We start from the raw sequence: 16,968 nt of genomic DNA, 5'->3' as shown, positions 1-16,968 counted from the left end.
CCGTTTATTTATTGGCAATTTTTAATCATTAACAATGCAAAAATCAATTAAATATAAAGGGTTAAAGTTTTTTAAAATTTTAGGAGTTGCGATGGCTTCAATTCTTTTTTTGATGTTCGTGCTTCCAATTCTTTTTCCTGAAAAAATTGCTAATGAAGTAAAATTATTTGCAAATAAAAAGCTCACAGGCGAACTTGACTTCAAAGAAACGAAACTTTCCTTTTTTAATCATTTCCCATCACTAACTCTTACTCTCACCGATTTTTCACTAAAAGGCTCAGCACCCTATGTTAAAGAAACTTTAGTTTCAGCACAAGAAGTGGCTTTTGGTATTAATTTAAAGTCGCTTTTACTTGATAAAAAAATAAATATTGATAAAATTTTTGTTTCCGATGCTGTTATAAATGTTCGCGTAAATGAAAAAGGTCAAGCAAATTATAATGTTTATATCGCGGAACCTAGAAAAAAGAAAAAAAGTAATGATAGTGAAACTGCACTGCGACTTGAAAAAATTGTTATCGAAAACACAAGGTTAGTTTATGATGATAAAGCAACTAAAATGTTAATCGATGCAAAAGGTTTCAATTATGCTGGTAATGGTGATTTAGATTTAGCGGTCTTTGAAATATATACAGAGGCACAAATTGACGATTTTAGTTTAACATACAACGGCGAACAATATTTGAAAAATAAAAAGGTCGACGCCGATTTAATAACTAATATTAATACAAACTCTTTGGCTTTTGTATTTCAACAAAACAACTTAAAAATTAATAAACTACCAGTTGATTTCATAGGGAAGTTTGACTTCTTGAGCAATGGATACAATATGGATTTTAATATCAAATCTACCAATAGCAAGCTAAATGACTTTTTTACTGCATTACCTCCAAGTTATGTTACGTGGCTCAAAAAGACAAAAGTGGAAGGAAACACCGATTTATCGTTTACTTTAAAAGGAAAATATATTGAGTCCAAAAATCAAAAGCCCGATTTAGCCTTCAATATGAAAATTAGAAACGGTATGATAAATTATAGCGATGCTCCATTCCCTGTTTCCAATATCTTTTTAAATTTTGACACTAAATTACCTTCTTTGGATACTGAAAAACTACTTGTAAATATTGACTCGGTATTCTTCAATGTCAATAAAGATTATATAAAAGGAATTATCAAAACTGAAGGAATGTCAACACCAAAAATAGATGCTCGAATTAATTCAAAAATTGATTTGGCAGCTATGGGCAGAGCATTCGGTATACAAAATATGGATTTGAGAGGCATTTTGAATATGGATATTAAATCAAATGGTATTTATGATAAAAAAATGGCAAAATTCCTGTAACTAATGGTTCGATTTCTTTCAAAAACGGGTATATCAAAACGGATTATTATCCTAATCCTTTAAAGAATATTACGCTTTTAGCAAACGTTGTTGACAAGAAAGGTACGCTTCAAGATTTGAATGTAAGCATCGCTCCAGCGTCATTTGAATTTGAAGGAAAACCTATATATGTTAATGCAAAACTTAAAAACTTTGAAAACATTTATTATGATATAAAAGCCAAAGGCGAACTTGATATTGCTAAAATATATAAAGTGTTTTCTCAAAAAGGATTAGAATTAAAAGGATATATAAATGCTGATGTTGCCTTTAAAGGATCTCAAAATGATGCTATGAACAGAAGATATAATAAACTTCAGAATAGCGGAACATTGAAATTGAGAAATATCAAAACCACTTCGGAATATTTACCACAACCATTTATTATCAAAGAAGGGACTTTTATTTTCAATCAAGATAAAATGAATTTCAATAACTTTTTAGCTTCTTATGGTCAATCCGATTTTAAAATGAATGGATATTTACAAAATGTCATCGATTTTGTACTAACAGATAATGCAATTTTAAAAGGCAACTTTACGCTGCATTCAAATTATATTAATATAGATGAATTTATGCTGCCAAATGAAATAACAACTGTTTATCCTCCGATGACTGCTCCAACTGAAACCAAAGTTGAAACTGGTGTTGTTGTAATTCCGTCCAACTTCGATTTGTAATTTAATGCCACAGCCAATAAAATTAATTTTGATGGTTTAGACATTGATAATTTGAAAGGTAACATGAAAATCAATCAGGGAAAACTTGAACTTAGAAAGGCAGGGTTCGATTTGATTGGCAGTACTGTTCTTATGGATTTAGTTTATGGAAGTCAATCTACCGAGAAAGCATTTTTTAATTTTAAAGTGGATGCCAAAGAGTTTGACATAAAACGTGCTTATGACGAAGTAAAAATGTTTAGAGAAATGGCTTCTGCTGCCGAAAGCGCTGAGGGAATTGTATCACTGAATTATAAAGTAGCAGGAATTCTTGATGGTAATATGTCGCCCATTTATCCTTAGTTAACTGGTGGTGGAACATTATCCGTTAAAAATGTGAAAATGAAAGGATTTAAAATGTTTGGAATAGTAAGTAAAAAAACAGGTAAAGAAGCCATAGCAAATCCTGACTTGTCTAAAGTTGATATTAATACAACCGTAAAAAATAATATTATTACTATAGAGCGTTTCCGATTTAAAGTTGCTGGTTTCCGCCCACGAATAGAAGGGACAACAAGTTTTGATGGATTATTAAATATTAAAATGCGGTTAGGTTTACCTCCGTTAGGAATTATTGGAATTCCACTTAAAATAACGGGAACAAAAGACAATCCAAGGGTAAGGTTAGGTAAAGAAACCCAAGACCTTGAAGAGACAGAGTATGATGGTGATGTTCCTCAATCACTTTCAACGGAACCAAAATAATAAATTGTTCCGCGCGCATGCTAAACACTATCGATTAATACTGTCTCGTACGCTATTGCTATTAGTTTTTCTTCTGATACAATTTTAATGTAATTGTGTTTTATTTCCTTTTTTTAAGATAGTAGCCTTTCTAAATTTATTTCTTCTATCTGTTTTTTCTGTTTTATTTGATATTATTAAAAATTTGAAACAAATGATTAAATATTGAGCTTACATATCAATTTTTAATAAAAATATCTGTACTTCCGTAGAACTATTGTGTATTAAATGTAAACATAGAAAAGCGCGTTAAAAAGTTTAGGATTAAAAAGTTACAATAATTTTAAACGGAGCTAAATCTTAAAAAATTTGTAAATTTTTCTTAAAGTCTGATAATTTATTAATTTGTTAACATTTTAACAATTGACTAATATTGTATTTGTTTTGTTAAACAAAAAAGCAATCACTATGAAGAAAATTTCCCACTTATTAAATTTGTTGCTCTTATTTACAGCAACTGCCGGCTTTGCTCAGACTGCCAGAGTACAAGTCATTCACAACTCTCCCGACTTGGCAGCACAACAAGTTGATATTTATATCAACGGTGTTTTAGAGTTGGACAATTTTGCCTTTAGAACGGCAACTCCTTTTCTAACTCTACCTGCTCACACGAGTATTACTATTGACGTGGCACCGAGCAACAGTACATCAGTGTCTCAAACACTGTCTACTACAACAACAACATTAACTGCTGGTGAAACTTATATTATAGTAGCCAACGGTATTATTAGTCCAACTGGGTATTCAGTTGCACCAAATTTTGCATTGAATATTTATACAGGCGGTCGTGAAGGAACACCTGTTCTAACAAACACTGATGTATTAGTAGTTCACGGCTCTCCTGATGCCCCAATTGTGGACGTTGTAGAGTCGGGAGTTGGATTAGGAACATTTGTTGATAATTTAGCTTATGGTACGTTTACTAATTATTACGAATTACCAACGGCTAATTATGTTTTAGATGTAAAAGATCAAACTGGAACAACAACTGTAGCACGATATTCAGCTCCTTTAAGTGATTTGTTTCTACAAAGTGATGCAATAACTGTAGTGGCTAGTGGATTTTTAAATCCTGCAGTAAATAGTGATGGTCCAGCCTTTGGATTATTGGTTGCTACTGCTGCTGGTGGTGATTTAATACCGTTACCATCGCCTGTAAACCCAACAGCTCGTTTGCAAGTAATTCACAACTCGCCTGATGCTGCTGCACAAACGGTTGATGTATATGTAAACGGTGATTTATTTATAGACAATTTCCAATTTAGAAAAGCTACTGAGTTTAGAACAGTTCCTGCTGGTGTTGCTTTAACTATTGATATTGCTCCAGGAAACAGTACATCTGTTGCAGAAAGTATTTATGACATTACTACTACTCTTGCAGATGGTGAAACCTACATTGCAGTTGCCAACGGAATTGTTTCTCCAACTGGATATAGCGTAGCTCCAAACTTTGCTCTAAATGTATTTGCTCAAGGTCGTGAAACGGCTTCTAATCCAGCAGAAACAGATGTATTAGTAAACCATGGTTCACCTGATGCTCCAACAGTGGATGTTGTAGAAACGGGTGTTGGTGCAGGAACTATTGTAAACGATATCTCTTTCCCAGAATTTCAAGGCTATTTAGAGTTACGTAATTTAGATTTCACCTTAGAAGTTCGTGATGCAACTGGAACAACCACTGTGGCAAGATATTTAGCTCCGCTTCAAACATTAAATTTAGATGGTGCAGCTATAACTGTAGTGGCTAGTGGATTTTTAAATCCTGCAGTAAATAGCGATGGTCCAGCCTTTGGATTATGGGTAGCTACTGCTGCTGGTGGTGATTTAATACCGTTACCAACAGTTCCATTAAATGTCAATGATTTTAATCTTGACCAAATTGCTGTTTATCCTAATCCAGCTAACACGGTTTTAAACATAAACATTCCGTTTGCATTTGAGAGTTCAAAGGCAACGCTTTACGATTTAAATGGTAGAGTAATTATTAAAAATACGTCTACTGTTAATCCAATTGATGTATCAGGAATAGCTAATGGTGTTTACATGTTATCTTTAGATGTTGATAATAACGTCATCAACAAAAAAATTGTTATAAAGAACTAAGTTTAAGCAAATGTAGTTAATTGAAAAGGTCGTTTTTATTTAAAACGGCCTTTTTTTGTAGTTTCTAAAATGTATCTTTGTTTTATTTTTAAGTAAATTTTATCTATGAATAGTGCAATTGCCGGATTTTCTAAATTATCCAAAGAAGAAAAAATCAATTGGATTGCCAACGAATATTTCGCTAATCCATCAGAAGCTTTAACTACTATAAAACAATATTGGAACAATGATTCCAAGTTGCAACAATTGCACGATGAGTTTATAGAAAATACGATTACCAATTTCTATTTACCAATGGGAATTGCTCCTAATTTTTTAATCAACGGAATATATTATTCGGTTCCAATGGTGATTGAGGAAAGTTCGGTTGTGGCAGCAGCAGCTAAGTCAGCTAAGTTTTGGAGTACGCGTGGCGGTTTTAAGGCGACGGTTTTAAATACCGAAAAAATTGGACAGGTTCATTTTTTATACAAAGGTGATTTTCAAAAACTAGAGCAATTTTTTATCCAGATTAAGCCAAAACTTTTCCAAGAAACCGAAAGCATTACCAAAAACATGCAAAAGCGTGGCGGAGGAATTCTTTCTTTAGAACTTAGAGATAAAACAAGTGAATTAGATAATTACTATCAGTTGCACGTTACATTTGAAACCAAAGACAGCATGGGTGCTAATTTCATCAACTCGTGTTTAGAACAATTGGCTAAAACAATAAAAGAACAAGCACAAAATTATCCTGATTTCACTGAAGCCGAAAAAGGCATTACTATCGTGATGAGTATTTTGTCTAATTATGTTCCTAATTGTATTGTTCGTGCCGAAGTTTCCTGTGCTGTTGAAGACTTGGCCGAAAAGAATCCAAAAGTTTCGGGAGAAAATCCACAAGAGTTTGCCGAAAAATTTGTGCAAGCTGTTCGCATTGCTGAGATTGAACCTTATAGAGCTGTAACGCATAATAAAGGAATTATGAATGGTGTAGATGCGGTAGTATTAGCATCGGGAAATGATTTTCGTGCCGTAGAAGCTGGCGTTCATGCTTATGCTTCTCGAAATGGTCAATATTCCAGTTTATCCCATGCCAAAATTGAAAATGGGATATTTAGTTTTTGGATGGAAATTCCGTTGGCTTTGGGAACTGTTGGCGGTTTGACTTCTTTGCATCCATTAGTAAAAATCGCGTTGGAAATATTAGGAAAACCTTCGGCTCAAGAATTGATGCAAGTGGTTGCCGTTACTGGTTTGGCACAAAACTTCGCTGCACTTCGTTCGTTAACCACAACCGGAATTCAAGAAGGACACATGAAAATGCACTTAAATAATATTTTAAATCAATATCAAGCCACATCAGAAGAACGAAAAGCGATTGCCAAATATTTTGAAAATACTGCAATTTCTCATGCTTCAGTGGTTGAATTATTAGAAAATTTAAGAAAGTAACAAGCATAACCCTATCAGGGTTTCAAACCCTGATAGGGTTTTTATACTAAAATGATACAAACTTTTTACAGCAACGGAAAACTCCTCATCACCGGAGAATATGTAGTGCTCAATGGCGCAAAAGCTTTTGCATTGCCTACCAAGTTTGGACAAAATTTAATCGTTGAGGAAGCGACTGATGAACACATTCATTGGACAAGTTATGATAGTGATGGCAGCATTTGGTTTGAAGACACTATACTATTTTCTTCTATCATCAATAAAGAACGTTTTGACGACGTTGCATCTATCAAAAATACCTTAATCGGAATTTTGCATGAAGCTTATTTGATGAATGGTGATTTTATTTCTAAAGGAAAAGGATATACAATTAAAACGGAATTAACATTTCCTAAATTTTGGGGTTTAGGGACATCTTCTACGTTAATTAACAATATTGGGCAATGGTTAGAAATCGATGCTTTTGAGCTGCTGAAAAGAAGTTTTGGAGGTAGTGGTTATGATATTGCGTGCGCTCAAAATAATTCAGGAATACTTTATCAGTTAAAAGAGGATAAACCATCAGTTGAAGTAGTGCATTTCAATCCAATTTTTACAGATAAAATTTATTTCATCTATTTGAATAAAAAGCAAAATAGCCGAGAAGCTATCGCAGCATATCATAGGAACAATGCCAATGTTCAAAAAACAATTCCAATGATTGATGCTATAACTAAAACAGTAGTGGAAGCAAACCAACCAAAAGAATTTGCACAAGCTTTGGAACAACATGAAATTATAATGAGTAATGTTCTAGAATTGACCACTATTAAAGAAACACTTTTTCAAGATTTTGATGGAGTGATAAAAAGTCTTGGTGCTTGGGGTGGCGATTTTATAATGTGTATTTCAAAGCAAAACCCAACGGACTATTTTAAAGAAAAAGGGTTTGAGGTTGTGGTGCCTTATGGTGAGATGATATTATAAAAATGCAAGTTTTTGGTTTTAGAACTATTAGGAGCGAATCGCTTGCGCACTCTTGCCATCCATTTTCAAATGTAAAAAAGACGAACTTATAGCTCGACTTTTTACTGTAAATGTTTATTATTTACTGATTTACAAATGGTCAAATGGTTGATTTTTGTGCATCACTAACTTTGGAACATTACCTGATGATTTTAATCATTTTCCAACTTTATCTAGATACTCTAAAATCTCATCTCTAGTCTTCCTCATTTGAGACCGGTCATGTTTGCCAGTTTCACTTTCAAAGTCTTCATATTTATAATATTTTGAAGTTAAAATTTCTCTCAAACTAAAAGCTTCTTGAGTTGATTTATCTAATCCTCCAATGATAGAAACGGTATCAGGAATAGCTATTTTTTTTTCTATAACAAAACACTTCAAAATTTCCATACTATTACCTGAAAGCGCAACCGCCAAAACCCCTTCACATATTTCAGAATCTGGTTGTCGATAGCAACAGTTGATATCTGCACCACTATCAACCAATAGCTTAATAAGATCCAAACATTCATTAACTCTAGCTGTATTTGCATGAATAGCAACAAGGAGTGGAAAACTATTGTAAAAAGTATATTCTGGTTGTGGATTTTTTATTTCTAAATTAGGGTCTGCTCCAAACTGCAACATGCTTTTTACATAAAACAGATCACAATTAGAAACTCTCTCCAATGACATTGTATTTTCAATACCATAAATAAGCGGTGTAGCATTTGCTGGATTTCCTAATAATAAATTGGGGTTAGCTCCTGCTTTTAATAATGCTAAAAAAGCATTTTTTTTATCATTATGAATTGATAATGCAAGTAAAGTCTGTTGATATTCTGGGTCTTTAAAATCTATTTCTAATTTTTCATTCTTTAAAATTTTAGTAACTTTTTCAGCATCGTCAGCTCGAACTGCTTTTGCCAAATTCCATACTGGAGTTTTTTTGAAATTATCAAAATTGTATCCTCGTTGTTCTAAATTTAATGCACAAGAATTTAAAACTATTCCAAGCATAAAAACTATTAAATATTTTTTCATTTGTATTGAAATTTGAGTTTAAAAACACCTTGGACTTTGAGAAACTACGATGTCATCTTCATCCACTATTTTACGCGATAGCGCATTCTAAGATAAAAAACAAATCTAATAAAATAACTTCTACTCATTATCAATACTCCATAATTTCAATATGATTTTATAAAAGCAATCGCTAAAGGTTATCATATTAGAATAAAAAAATCCCGAAGCATAACTTCGGGATTTTCTTTATGAAACGTAGAACGATTAATAAAAATCAGCTCTGTTATCTTGAATATCAGCATCATCTTTCAGGGCTTGTAGAAATCTTCCGGCATTGCCCACAGCTTGTGGTTTTAATTTAGTCACATAGTCCGTATATTTTGGTAACGCAGGGGCTTTGGTCACTACTTTAGTTGCAATTACATATACGCCTGAGTTTCCTTCAATAGGTTGAGAAACTTTACCTGATTTTGATGAAAATGCCATTCCTACTACTTTTGGCTCAAAACCAGCTCCAGGAACATTTGGATTTTCAAGGGTTAAATCGGCAGCATTCGCTACAGTCACTTTGTTAGCAGCGGCAATGGCGGCTAGCGAACTGCCTTTCATTTTAGCACTAATTTTTTCGGCTTTCTTTTTATTCTTTAAAATAGGTTCTACCTGTGGTCGTGCATCTTCAACAGCCATTAACCCTTTTTCGTTTACTTTTTTCAATTTAGCAATAACATGTCCTACGTTCACAATTTCAAAACGTTTTACATTACCTATTTTAGTGCCACTTTCAAAAGCCCATTTTACTATTTGTCTTTGGTTGCTCATTGAACCAAAGTTCTCGTCAACAGCTTTCACTCTTACCGATGGATTTACGGTTAGCTTCATTTCTTTGGCTAAAGCCGCAAAATCTTTACTAGCAGCGTCCATTTCAAATTTGGTAGCTTGCGTATAAATCTTATCGTTTGTCACTTCTGATGGCTCAATTTTTTGCGCAATCGTTGCTAGTTTAATGGCATCTTGCTTATCGGTTACATTAATTACGTGGTATCCAAATTCCGTTTCTACCAAACCTATTTTTCCAATAGGGTTATTAAACACAAAATCGTTGAATGGTTTTACCATTTGACCTGGAGAAAAGTAGCCTAAATCGCCGCCTTGTTGTGCTGATGAGTCATCTGAATTAGACATAGCTAGAATCATAAACATCGAAGGATTAGCTTGTGCTTGTGCCAATAAACCTTCGGCTTTCGCTTTGGCTTGTTCTTTTGTTCTTTTTTCTTTTTTATTAGGTACTTGTGTTCCTTCCCAGCTAATTAAGATGTGACTGGCTTTAGATTTTGCGCCTGCTTTTCTTCCTAACGATTTAGAAATGCAGTAATAATTATTGTACATATAAGGACCATAAATGGCACCAGTAGCTAAGTTGAATAATTGTTCTGCATTTTCTGCTGGCAAATCTTGTTTGGAAACATAGGTCGAGTCAAATGGAATATCAGAATTCATGTTAACAAATTCAGCCACATTAGAAGCCGATTGAAAACCAGGAATGGTATCGTTTTTACCTGTTTCTTTGTTGTATCTAACACTTGGAAGTAAAAGGGCATCCACGTTTTTCTTAATCTCAGCCTCGTCTTGTGCCGATGGTTTTTCTTCGATTAATACATAATCCAATTCGCGAGATTCCTCTGATTTGAATTTCTTTTCCTTAGTTTTCATGTATGCAATAATCTCATCGTCAGAAATTTTTACATCACTATCTTTAATAGTTGAAAACGGAACAGCTACAAAATCAAAATTTACTTTGTTCATTTCTGCTTCATATTTCATTTTTCCTTCGGCTTCGGTAGTATACATCGCGCCTTTCACTAAGGAATTATAAATTTGATATTTAGCGTTCAACTCAGCATCCTTTTCTCGGTCTTTCAACATTTGAATTCCCTCAGGGTTTGATTTAAAGTATTCTTTAAATTTCATCAAATCAAATTTTCCTGCAGCATTGAGGAACATTTGGTTTTGGCCAATGTTGGGATCGGCTTTGAATACTTCTACAATATGTTTTTCGCCTACTCGAAGACCTAATTTTTCAAATTCGGCGGTAAGTAAAGCGATGCTGACTTCTTGATTCCATACTTGATTGGAAGCTTGCATAGCCGTCATGGTTTGCCCATTTTGTCCGTTTTTTTCAGTATTAGCTACTTTGATTCTAAAATCTTCAAAAGAAATATCTTTTCCGTTAACACTTCCTACTTCTTTTGAAAAGCTTTTCATGCCGCTGCTAAATAAATCTTGCACTACAAAAGCCAATAAAGCAAAACCAATTGCGAGTAAAAGTAAACCTGAACGTTTTCTAATTTTTGATAAAACTGCCATTTTTATTCTTGTTTATTTATTTTCAGTCTGCGAAAATACAATTATATGTTAAATAATAATACTTACAGCGTTATAATTTCATTTATTTTTTTGATTTTCAATAGAAATTAATCTAGCCAACTCATTTTTACTATTTCAATTTTCTTGTTGGTTGCTGCTTCAATGCTCAACTGGAAATTTCCGATGGTAAATTGAGTTCCTTTTTGCGGAATTTCTTTCGAAAAATCAACAATAAAACCACCTAGAGTGCTGTACGAGTCATTTTCGGGAATATTTAATTTATAGGTTTCATTTAAATAGGCTACATCGTGTCTGGCTGAAAAAAGGAAGCTGTTTTTTTCTATTTGTTGTTCAACTAATGCTTCATCTGAGTCGTGTTCGTCTTCAATTTCGCCAAAAAGTTCCTCAACAATATCTTCCATCGTAATGATGCCTGATGTTCCACCATATTCGTCTAAAACTACAGCCACACTTTTTCGTTTCTTAGTGAGCAAATCCATAGTGTCTTTGATGAAAACCGTTTCTGGAACAAATTCAACAGGAATTAGTATTGATTTTATGGTTCTTGGTTTTTTAAATAATTCAAAAGAATGAACATAACCTATAATATCGTCTAATGTATTGTGATAGATTAAAATTTTTGAATACCCTGTTTTAATAAACAGTTCTCTTAATTCAACCACAGAACTATGCAAATCTACTGCTACAAGTTCTGTGCGAGGTGTCATAATATCTCGTGCTTTTACCCCTGAAAATTCAAGCGCATTCTGAAAAATTTGAATTTCGGAGTCTACATTTTGATTGTCTTCTATGGAATTCATTTGTTCGGTGATGTAATTTCCTAATTCTACTTTGCTGAAGGAAAGCGTGATTTGGTCGCCTTCGGTTTTAAAAAACTTTTTTAGAACAAAATCTGAAATCCCAATTAAAAAAGAAGAGATGTAGTAAAACATCGTGTAAAAGAAATAAGCAGGTAAGGCGAAAATTTTAATGAAACTATTAGCATAAATCTGAAAAAAGACTTTGGGTAAAAACGCGGAGGTTAGCAAAACAACTAGGGTAGAAATAATGATTTGAAGAAATATATTTGACAAATCAGATAAATTTAGCCCTAATTTTATGAACCAATTCATCAAAAGATCGCCCATAAAAAAGCCAAATATGACCCTGGTGATCGTATTGCCCACTAGCATTGAAGCAATAAATTTTGACGGTTTGCGCGTTAGTTTTGTTAAAATTTTAGAAATAAAATCATCTTGTTTCTTCTCGATTTCAAGATATATTTTATTGGAGGAAACAAAAGCAATTTCCATTCCTGAGAAAAAAGCGGAAAGTATCAAACAAACGGTGATTATTCCGACTTCCATTTATTATGGTTTTTTATTTCTTTCTGCAAATTTCTTGGCAAAATTTCTTCTAAAAAAGAACATAAACACGCCGATTGCGGTAAATCCAAATCGTAAATAAGCGCCTTCTTTATTTCCTGCATTGTACTCTCTGATGCCATCGATAGCAAAAAGGATGGCAGCAATTAAATAAGCGTATTGGGTAAATTTTAAATAGTTCATAAGTTATTCTGATTGGATTTCTCCTGATATTTTTTGTGAATTAATTATTTTGAAATCTTTACTAAAATCTATTCCTTCACCATAGGAAACTCCTTTTAGTGAGGTAAATTTAAACTTTTTTTCGGTAAAAAACCATTCGTTTTTTTGGTCATAATACAATTGTTCGGTTTCAAGAAGTTCGCCGCTTTGATTGGATATTTTTACTTTTCCTTGTAAATCAATAATGTTGGTCGCTTTATATGAAATGGCATAATTAGCATCGATATAGGTTTCTTTTGCATTTTTATCATAAAGCGTCAGATGCATTCCTTTTGGAAATTCGGTGTAAGGAAACTCCACAGTGGCATAATCTAGCATTTTCGGGCTAATTAAATTGGCTGTAATTCGTCCGGAGTCGGTATATTTTAAATTTATAGAATCGGCGTCACCGCTTGGAGCAAACTCTGTAATGCCCATTTTTTTCACCTCATTAAAATTACTTTCACATGAAATACTAGTGACACATAATACTACTGATGCTAAAAATAAAGAAAATTTATTTTGAAAAAAGCGAGTCATTATTTAGATGGGAATGTGATGGTTTCATTAATCCAACAGCCTATCTTTATAGACTTGCCGTTCATTTTTTCTTTATTTATATCAGTTGAAGATACTGATTTAGAAGCAAATTCACTGGCCATTTTATCGGCTGTAGTTTTTAATTTTGTATCAGCAATACTTGCTTTATTTAGTGTTTGAATGGCCAAATAATAAATAGCTTTCTTTTCAAATTCAGTATTGGCGCATTGTGCGCTACTATTTGTATATAATTGTGCTAAATACAAGTAGGCTTTGCCCATTTTTGGATTGGCATCTAATGCCTTGTTTAAATATTCTTTGGATTTTGCTTTTTCTCCACTCAATAATCCTGTTGCTAAAGTATAATAAATTGTGCTCTTTACCACAGGATTTTGTTCTAGTTGTGCTGACTCGTCATAATATCGAATAGCTTCTTGAAATTTTTTTTGTTTCATCGAAGCCAACGCCATGAAATAACTAGATTGAGAAGTAACCTGGACCGAATAAAGTTTTTCTGCCATTGTAGTAAAAATGGGTTTGGCGCTGCATTTTGCTGATAACGTATTTAAAGCTTGTGTTATCCATTGGATGTTTTCTTGGTTTTCTGCAATCTTCTTTTCATAATAAACGCTCAAGTTGTCGCAAGTTGTCACGTCTTTAGCTAAAGCATTGATGCCTCTTTTTGCTGCACTGTAATCTTCTTTTTTATCAGCATTTGCAACTTCAAGTTGAGCAAGCAACGAATTTACCAATGTATATTTTTCAATTAAAACGTCAGAAGTAATTGATTTGTCATTTTTAAATTTTTCGATGTAAAAATTAAAATAAAGATAGATGGCACTTGGATTGTTTACGCTATTTGGAGCATTTTTAAACCCGTTTTCTAGCAATCCAAAAATTTCTTCTTTCGAATCAATTTTATTATCATGTAAAGTCATGGCTTTATTTACTTCATAATCTGTCGAAGCCAAAGGAAAATATTTATTGTATTGATCATACAATTTCATTTTTTCTCTTACTAAAACTAGTTTATCGTCTTCATTTGTAGCATTATCAATTTTAAATTGAAAAAGAGTAAATCCATCGGTATAAATATCCTCATTTTCTTTTGGACAATTTTTTTTCACTTCGCTCCAAATTTCAAATGCTTCAACTACTTTTCTTTCCTTGTAAAGTTGCTTGTATGCCTCTGACTTAGCCACGCAGTCATACTTTTGCGCGCTTACTGTAATAACAGAAAACAGGCCAAGTATTGAAAGTAGTTTTTTCATATCTGTACTTTTATTAATCGTATTTACGTTTGACAAACCATCGGTCACTAAAGGACAATCCAACAACAAAGTTGATATAGTTTTCTTCTACCAAACCGTTAAAAACCGTACCTCTTTTCCCAATTTCAACTGCAAAATTTAAATTTGAAAAAGTCCCGTTTAAAGGCATACCTACTCCAAAAGTTCCCGCAAAATCAGTTATAGATTTGTTTTGAAGTACTAGACCTGTATTTTCATAGCGCAATCCCGCTCTGTAAGTGAGACGTTTGAAATAGCTTGAAAAAGAACTGTAGTTTGGAATAAAATATCCTCCTATATTATAACGAATCGTATTTTCAAAAAAGTTCTCTTCAATGTCATCAAAACGGTTTGTCAATACACTATTGTTTATAAATGAAATTTCTGCACCAACAAGCCATTTTTTAACTTTACCATATCCCGTTCCAATGGTTAACTTAGAAGGTGTGGTTATCGTACTTTGTGGCACGTCAATAGCTGCGGTCTCAATAACACCAACTGCTCCAGAACTTAAAAACTGAATAATATCAATACTTCGCGTATTATTTAGTCTCAATTTCGACTCGGGAGTATAGGCTAAGCTAGAAAAAAAAGAACGATTATTTTTGAACTTTGTTTGGTAGGTTATCCCAAAATCAGCATTAACACCTTGTAAATCTGATAAATTATTTTCCCGTGTACCATATTCAATTCCGTTAATGAAACGCAAACTTGTTGTTTCAATAGTTCCAAAGTTGTATTGAAAAGAAACACCGATATTAATTTTTTTGGTTAATTGATAACCAGCACCAGCAAAAACTCTGTTGACACCACCAATACCGTTGAACCGAGAAAAAATAGGAGGAGTATCACCTGACAAACTTTGAATTTTGTAGCCTACAGATGAGTAAGGAAATAATCCAATTGAAAAACCTAATTTACCAGTTGGAATTCCCACTGCAAAATAATCAAGAGTGGTTCGATTAGCATTTTGCTCTTGGGTTTCCGTTTTATAATTGTTTGTGTTATAGGCTCCAGCGGCTGTAAAAGTAGTTAATTTAAGACTTGCTAAATGCGCTGGATTTTGAATATTTAGATGAATACTATCCGGAAAAACAGAAACTCCACCCATCGCTCGTGTATCAACAGTTCCTTTAAAACGAACATCGCCGATACCATAAAAAGAGTAAGGCGATGATGTACCTTCTTGAGCAAAAGCAGTAAGTGTAATAAGCAAACAGATGTTTACTATAATTTTTTTAATCATTTTTGATTGTATTGAAAGGTTTGGTTCAAGCTCTCTAAAAGAAAATTTGAATTGGCAAATATGGTATTTTTTAATCGTTCAGCCAAAAATTCCGCATCGCCTCCGGTTAAAATTATGATAAATTTAGCGTATTGTTCTTTGTATTGTGCAATAAACCCATCTATTTCGTGAATAACGCCTTGAGCGACACCTGAGTGAATTGAATCGTGGGTTGAATTACCGATAAAATTTTCAGGATATTCTCTAGAAAGTAAGGGTAATTTTGCTGTGTATTGATGCAAAGCTTCGTATCGCAATTTTATGCCAGCAGAAATAGCGCCACCAAGATAGTTGTTGTTTGAGTCGATAAAATCATAAGTAATGCATGTTCCTGCATCAATTACTAATCTGTTTTGGTTGGGAAATTGTAGCACAGCACCACATGCTAAAACCATTCTATCGATACCAAGAGTTTCGGGAGTACTGTATAAATTAGTAAAGGGAAATTTATCTTTATTGGTGATGTAAAAAACAGTAATTTTTGACGAATACTTTAGAAAGTCAGTTTTTTTAAGGTTTCCAACAGATGCAATCACCATTGTTGTTATCTTTTCAAATTTATCTAGAATAAAATCTATTTTTGAAATCAATTCTTTTTGATCAAAAAAAAGTACATCGATAAGTGTACTTTCTTTAAAGACAGCTGCTTTTATTCGAGTATTTCCTATATCAATAGCTAAAACCATAGGGTGATTTTTGATTTGGCAAAGTTACAAATTGTTTTTTTTAAGAATTTGTTTTGGATAAATTAAAAATCCTTCTATATTTGCACCCGCATCAAAAAAGGTACCTTAGCTCAGTTGGTAGAGCAATGGACTGAAAATCCATGTGTCCCTGGTTCGATTCCTGGAGGTACCACTGAAACCCATCACTGAAAAGTTGATGGGTTTTTTGTTAAATCTAGACTATGCATTGTTTATATATAACCCGTTGGGTGTAATTATTTGAAGTAAAATAAATTGATTAGATATTGGTCAAGATACTGAAATGCAGTATCTTGAAGTCGCAAAACAACCAATATCTATGTCAAATATAGTAAAAAATTATTTTAGAGTTTTAGAAGTTATAAGTTCTTTGAATTGTGAATTAGAATATAAATCAGATGTTGGCAGAAAACAAAAAATGTCTGATTTAGAAGTAGTTGCATTGAGTTTAACCGCTGAATTTATGTCTATTGATAGTGAAAACTCCTTATTTAAAGAGATAAACAAAGAACAAATTTCTAATTTAATTGAGCGAAGTCAATTCAATAAAAGAAGGCGAAAATTGTTTTTATTTTTAGAAGAAGTAAGAATAAAATTAGCCTCTCGATTTTTAGAATTTGAAGATTATTATATTGTCGATAGTATGCCGTTGGAAATTTGCAAGTTTGCTCGTCATAGGAGAATTAAAATTTGTAAAAATGAGTTTGAAACTGCTCCTTCAAAAGGGTTTTGTGCTTCTCAAAATAACTGGTTTTACGGATATAAATTACATGGAGTTTGTTCTATAGATGGTGTTTTTCATTCTT

At 33.0% G+C, this 16,968-nt stretch carries 16 protein-coding genes and 1 tRNA gene; 9 read left to right on the top strand and 8 right to left on the bottom strand.

The window, feature by feature from the left end:
• Positions 1-34 precede the first annotated feature (34 nt).
• The 7 genes from WFZ85_RS03445 (at position 35) to WFZ85_RS03415 (ending at position 7,350) form a co-directional block, all read left to right on the top strand.
• Positions 35-1,345 (top strand): AsmA family protein, encoded by a 1,311-nt coding sequence (locus WFZ85_RS03445; protein ID WP_342694890.1) that lies wholly within the window; start codon positions 35-37, stop codon positions 1,343-1,345.
• 116 nt (positions 1,346-1,461) lie between these two features.
• Positions 1,462-2,064, top strand: a complete 603-nt coding sequence (locus WFZ85_RS03440) for a hypothetical protein (protein WP_342694889.1) — start codon at positions 1,462-1,464, stop codon at positions 2,062-2,064.
• Positions 2,065-2,127: 63 nt separating this feature from the next.
• Entirely contained in the window at positions 2,128-2,406 is a 279-nt protein-coding gene (locus WFZ85_RS03435) for a hypothetical protein (protein ID WP_342694888.1), read from the top strand.
• 39 nt (positions 2,407-2,445) lie between these two features.
• The gene (locus WFZ85_RS03430; RefSeq protein WP_342694887.1) at positions 2,446-2,808 is read left to right on the top strand and encodes a hypothetical protein; all 363 of its coding nucleotides are present in this window, start codon (positions 2,446-2,448) and stop codon (positions 2,806-2,808) included.
• A gap of 447 nt (positions 2,809-3,255) precedes the next feature.
• Positions 3,256-4,950, top strand: a complete 1,695-nt coding sequence (locus WFZ85_RS03425) for a DUF4397 domain-containing protein (RefSeq protein ID WP_342694886.1) — start codon at positions 3,256-3,258, stop codon at positions 4,948-4,950.
• Between the two features lie 105 nt (positions 4,951-5,055).
• Entirely contained in the window at positions 5,056-6,384 is a 1,329-nt protein-coding gene (locus tag WFZ85_RS03420; protein WP_342694885.1) for a hydroxymethylglutaryl-CoA reductase, degradative, read from the top strand.
• Between the two features lie 51 nt (positions 6,385-6,435).
• The gene (locus WFZ85_RS03415) at positions 6,436-7,350 is read left to right on the top strand and encodes a GYDIA family GHMP kinase (protein ID WP_342694884.1); all 915 of its coding nucleotides are present in this window, start codon (positions 6,436-6,438) and stop codon (positions 7,348-7,350) included.
• Between the two features lie 195 nt (positions 7,351-7,545).
• Here WFZ85_RS03415 and WFZ85_RS03410 read toward each other — a convergent pair whose 3' ends face one another.
• From WFZ85_RS03410 to WFZ85_RS03375, 8 genes are all read right to left on the bottom strand, one after another.
• Entirely contained in the window at positions 7,546-8,412 is an 867-nt protein-coding gene (locus tag WFZ85_RS03410; protein WP_342694883.1) for an ankyrin repeat domain-containing protein, read from the bottom strand.
• Between the two features lie 246 nt (positions 8,413-8,658).
• Entirely contained in the window at positions 8,659-10,758 is a 2,100-nt protein-coding gene (locus WFZ85_RS03405) for a peptidylprolyl isomerase (RefSeq protein ID WP_342694882.1), read from the bottom strand.
• Between the two features lie 107 nt (positions 10,759-10,865).
• Complete coding sequence (locus WFZ85_RS03400; RefSeq protein WP_342694881.1) at positions 10,866-12,125, bottom strand: hemolysin family protein; 1,260 nt, start codon at positions 12,123-12,125, stop codon at positions 10,866-10,868.
• 3 nt (positions 12,126-12,128) lie between these two features.
• Positions 12,129-12,326, bottom strand: a complete 198-nt coding sequence (locus WFZ85_RS03395; protein ID WP_342694880.1) for a hypothetical protein — start codon at positions 12,324-12,326, stop codon at positions 12,129-12,131.
• A gap of 3 nt (positions 12,327-12,329) precedes the next feature.
• The gene (gene lptC, locus WFZ85_RS03390; RefSeq protein WP_342694879.1) at positions 12,330-12,782 is read right to left on the bottom strand and encodes an LPS export ABC transporter periplasmic protein LptC; all 453 of its coding nucleotides are present in this window, start codon (positions 12,780-12,782) and stop codon (positions 12,330-12,332) included.
• A gap of 101 nt (positions 12,783-12,883) precedes the next feature.
• A complete protein-coding gene (locus WFZ85_RS03385; RefSeq protein ID WP_342694878.1) occupies positions 12,884-14,155 on the bottom strand; it encodes a hypothetical protein in 1,272 nt (423 codons plus the stop codon).
• 13 nt (positions 14,156-14,168) lie between these two features.
• Complete coding sequence (locus tag WFZ85_RS03380; RefSeq protein WP_342694877.1) at positions 14,169-15,419, bottom strand: hypothetical protein; 1,251 nt, start codon at positions 15,417-15,419, stop codon at positions 14,169-14,171.
• A complete protein-coding gene (locus WFZ85_RS03375) occupies positions 15,416-16,144 on the bottom strand; it encodes a type III pantothenate kinase (protein WP_342694876.1) in 729 nt (242 codons plus the stop codon). The genes WFZ85_RS03380 and WFZ85_RS03375 overlap by 4 nt, the downstream gene beginning before the upstream one ends.
• Before the next feature lie 99 nt (positions 16,145-16,243).
• Between WFZ85_RS03375 and WFZ85_RS03370 the strand changes: the two genes are divergently transcribed.
• Together WFZ85_RS03370 and WFZ85_RS03365 are read left to right on the top strand one after the other, a co-directional pair.
• Positions 16,244-16,316: transfer RNA gene (locus WFZ85_RS03370), tRNA-Phe, on the top strand.
• 165 nt (positions 16,317-16,481) lie between these two features.
• On the top strand, positions 16,482-16,968 hold a 487-nt coding region (locus tag WFZ85_RS03365), incomplete at its 3' end, for a transposase family protein (RefSeq protein ID WP_461782266.1).

The sequence above is a fragment of the Flavobacterium aureirubrum genome (assembly GCF_038739835.1).
GTDB classification, from domain to species: domain Bacteria; phylum Bacteroidota; class Bacteroidia; order Flavobacteriales; family Flavobacteriaceae; genus Flavobacterium; species Flavobacterium aureirubrum.
The sequence above is the reverse complement of the archived record's forward strand: the minus strand, read 5'-3'. Positions and strand labels throughout refer to the sequence as shown.